This window comes from Mycobacterium sp. (genome assembly GCF_040398885.1).
Classification (GTDB): domain Bacteria; phylum Actinomycetota; class Actinomycetes; order Mycobacteriales; family Mycobacteriaceae; genus Mycobacterium.
Genome location: NZ_JBBATF010000240.1, coordinates 1 through 3189, shown reverse-complemented (window position 1 = coordinate 3189; position 3189 = coordinate 1). Strand labels below are relative to the sequence as shown.

At 71.0% G+C, this 3189-nt stretch carries 3 protein-coding genes, 1 tRNA gene and 1 pseudogene; 4 read left to right on the top strand and 1 reads right to left on the bottom strand.

From position 1 onward, the window contains the following. Positions 1–1001: cysteine desulfurase-like protein (locus tag ADBZ5U_RS15380; protein ID WP_526811638.1), on the top strand; the 1001-nt coding region annotated here is incomplete at its 5' end. Here ADBZ5U_RS15380 and ADBZ5U_RS15375 read toward each other — a convergent pair. Then, positions 990–1970 (bottom strand): NAD(P)H-quinone oxidoreductase, encoded by a 981-nt coding sequence (locus tag ADBZ5U_RS15375; protein WP_526811636.1) that lies wholly within the window; start codon positions 1968–1970, stop codon positions 990–992. The two genes, ADBZ5U_RS15380 and ADBZ5U_RS15375, sit on opposite strands and share 12 nt — an antisense overlap. A 64-nt stretch (positions 1971–2034) precedes the next feature. Here ADBZ5U_RS15375 and ADBZ5U_RS15370 point away from each other — a divergent pair, with 64 nt between their 5' ends. From ADBZ5U_RS15370 to ADBZ5U_RS15360, 3 genes and pseudogenes are all read left to right on the top strand, one after another. Further along, positions 2035–2562 (top strand): MarR family winged helix-turn-helix transcriptional regulator, encoded by a 528-nt coding sequence (locus ADBZ5U_RS15370; RefSeq protein ID WP_526811634.1) that lies wholly within the window; start codon positions 2035–2037, stop codon positions 2560–2562. A 19-nt stretch (positions 2563–2581) separates the two neighbouring features. Then, a tRNA-Ser gene (locus ADBZ5U_RS15365) sits at positions 2582–2668 on the top strand. Positions 2669–2716: 48 nt separating this feature from the next. Further along, positions 2717–3189: pseudogene (locus ADBZ5U_RS15360) on the top strand (hypothetical protein); the annotation flags it as partial.

Below are 3189 nucleotides of genomic sequence, written 5' to 3'. Positions count from 1 at the left end.
CCCGCCGCGCGGTGGCCGATCTGCTCAACGCCGACCCCGCCGGCGTCGTCCTCGGCCCGGACCGGGCCGTGCTGCTGGCGTCGCTGGCCGACGCGTCGGCCATCAGGGCCGGGTCGGGCGGCGAGATCGTGGTCAGCCGACTCGACGACGAGGCCAACATCGCGCCGTGGCTGCGCGCCGCCGACCGCTGCGGCGCGAACGTCAGGTGGGCCGAGGTCGACATCGAGACCGGTGAGATGCCCCAGTGGCAGTGGGAGGAACTGCTGACCCCCGAGACCCGCCTGGTGGCGATGCCGTCCGCATCCCGGATTCTCGGGACCGTCGTCGACGTCGGCGCCGTGACCAGGCAGGTACATGCCAACGGCGGTCTGGTGGTGGTGGATCATTCCGCCGCCGCGCCGTACCGACTGCTGGATATCGCCGAGGTCGAGGCCGATGTGGTGGCGGTCAACGCCGCCGCCTGGGGCGGCCCGCCGATCGGGGCCCTGGTGTTCCGCGACCCGATGCTCATCGACACCTTCGCTTCGGTCTCGGCCGACCCGTACGCGTCGGGCCCGGCCCGGCTGGAACTGGGTCTGCATCAGTTCGGCCTGCTGGCCGGTCTGGTGTCCAGCGTGGAATATCTGGCTGCGCTGGATGAGCAGGCGGAGGGCAGCAGGCGCGAACGGCTCACGCAGTCAATGGAATCCGCGCGGGAGTACCTTGAGCGCCTCTTCGACTACCTGATGACGTCGCTGGCGTCGCTGCCACTGGTGACGGTGATCGGGGATCCTGCGCAGCGCCTTCCGGTGGTGAGCATCGCGGTCAGCGGCGTGCCCGCCGAACAGGTGGTTCAACGGCTGGCCGACAACACGATCACGGCGGTCGGCAATCCCACGTCCAGAGTGCTCGACGCACTGGGGGTCGACGAGATCGGCGGTGTGCTCACCGTGGGCCTGGCCCACTACTCGACGGTGGCCGAGGTGGACCACCTGGTGCGGACGCTGGCCTCACTGGGATAGGTCCAGCAGCACCTTGCCGTAGGTCCGGCCGGCTTCCAACGCCCGGTGGGCCTCGCCGGCCCGTTCGATCGGGAAGCGGGCCCCGATCACCGGCCGCACCTTCCCCGCGGCGATCATCGGCCACACCGAGCCGAGCACCTCCCCGACGATCACGCCCTTGCCGTGCGGCCCGTCGGCGGGCCGGCCGCGCAGCGCGGTGCCCATGACGGTCAGCCGCTTGCCGATCAGCGCGGCGATGTCCAACTCGGCCCGCACCCCGCCCTGCATGCCGATGATCACCAGTCGGCCCTCGGGCGCCAGGGCGGCCAGGTTGCGGTCCAGGTAGGACGCGCCCATCAGGTCCAGGATCAGATCGGCGCCCCGGCCGCCGGTCGCGGCGTACACCCGTTCGACGAAATCGGCGTCCCGGTAGTCGATCACGACGTCGGCCCCGAGTTCCTCGCACAGTCTCAACTTCGCCGGCGACCCAGCCGTCACGGCGACCTCGGCGCCCAGTGCCTTGGCGACCTGGATGGCGTGGGTCCCGATCCCGCTGGCCCCGCCGTGCAGCAGGACGAACTCCCCGGCGCTCAGCCGGGCGGCCATCACCAGGTTGGACCACACCGTGCAGGCGGCCTCCGGTAACCCGGCGGCGTCCCGGAGGCTGACTCCGGCGGGCACCGGCAACACCTGGGCGGCCGGGACCGACACGAACTCGGCGTAACCCCCACCCGCCAGCAGCGCGCAGACAGCCTGTCCCACAGCCAGATTCCCGACTCCGGCACCGAGTGCCTCGATCACCCCGGACACCTCCAGACCCAGGATCGGGCCGGCCCCCGGCGGTGGCGGGTACCTGCCGGCGGCCTGGAGGAGGTCGGCCCGGTTCACCCCGGCCGCGCGGACCCCGATCACCACCTCGCCGTCGCCGGCCACCACGTCGGGAACATCGCGCCACAGCAAACGCCCCGAGTCGATCACGACCGCACGCATCCCGCGAGGTTACCCCGGCGACCAAAACCGCAGGAACAACCGACCCGTCGCTTAAACTGACCCGATGGGTGGGACCATCGGGGGACGGACCGCGAATGCCATGCCGGGGCTGGACATCGCCGAGCAGCGGGCCTGGGAGAACTTCTTCGACGCCGCGCTGCGGGTCTACGGGACGCTGAACAAGACACTGTCCGAGGAGTTCAAGCTGACCCTCCTCGACGTGCGACTGCTCGACATCCTGTGCCGATCCGACAACGGTTCGGCCCGGATGGGTGACCTCGCCGATCAGCTGCTGTCGCTGCCGAGCCGGGTCACCCGCCAGATCCGGCGGCTGGAGCAGATCGGACTGGTGCTCCGCGAAGCCAGCCCGGAGGACGGGCGCGGGGTTCTGGCCCGGATCACCGACCTCGGCCGCGACGTGTTGGCCGAGGCGATCGTCGCCTACTCCGAGACCGTCCGGCAGCGGTTCCTGGCGCCCTTGACGCGTCAGCAGATCGCCGCGCTGGGGGAGAACTGCCGCCGTATCAGCGAGGCGATCAAGACCGGCGGCCCCAACGGCAGGAGCCCCAACGGCAGGGTCGCCAGAACCTGAGCCAGCTAAGGTGGTCGGCGGTGGCGTGGCAGAGCGGCCTAATGCACTCGCCTTGAAAGCGAGAGACGGCTAACACCGTCCGGGGGTTCAAATCCCTCCGCCACCGCGGTTCGGAGCAGGCACCCACGCCGGCTCGGGAATAAGCTCTGGTGGCATGGGGCAGCGAAATCTGGATCGTCGAACCTTCCTGGCCTCCGCGGCGGCCGGTGCGGTAGCCGTGACCGCCGCGAGCGGTTGCTCTGGTTCGCGGCCCGGCGGGGGAGGGCAGGATCCGGCGCCCCCCGAGTCCACCCCTGCGCAGGCCGTCGGCGCACCCAAGACCATCGACTACGTGCCGACCACCATCTCGCCGCAGGCACAGGAGGTGATGAGGACACTCAACGCGGCGGACTGGGAAACGCGCCGCGCGCCCGCGCCCGACGATCTGGCCGGCTGGGCCCAACGCCGCGACGCGCAGTTGGCTCAGCAGATCGGTCCGGGCGAGCAGGTCGCCGCCCGCGAGGAGGTGAGCCTCACGGACATGACACTCGGCGGCGTGCCGGTTCTGGCGATCGGGCCCAGGGCGGTGACTGATCCGCGCCGGGTGATCCTCTACACCCACGGCGGGGCCTACACGATGTCGAGTGC

Coding starts and splice junctions, on each gene's coding strand:
- ADBZ5U_RS15375 (WP_526811636.1), bottom strand. CDS start 1,970: ATGCGTGCGGTCGTGATCGACTCGGGGCGTTTGCTGTGGCGCGATGTT.
- ADBZ5U_RS15370 (WP_526811634.1), top strand. CDS start 2,035: ATGGGTGGGACCATCGGGGGACGGACCGCGAATGCCATGCCGGGGCTG.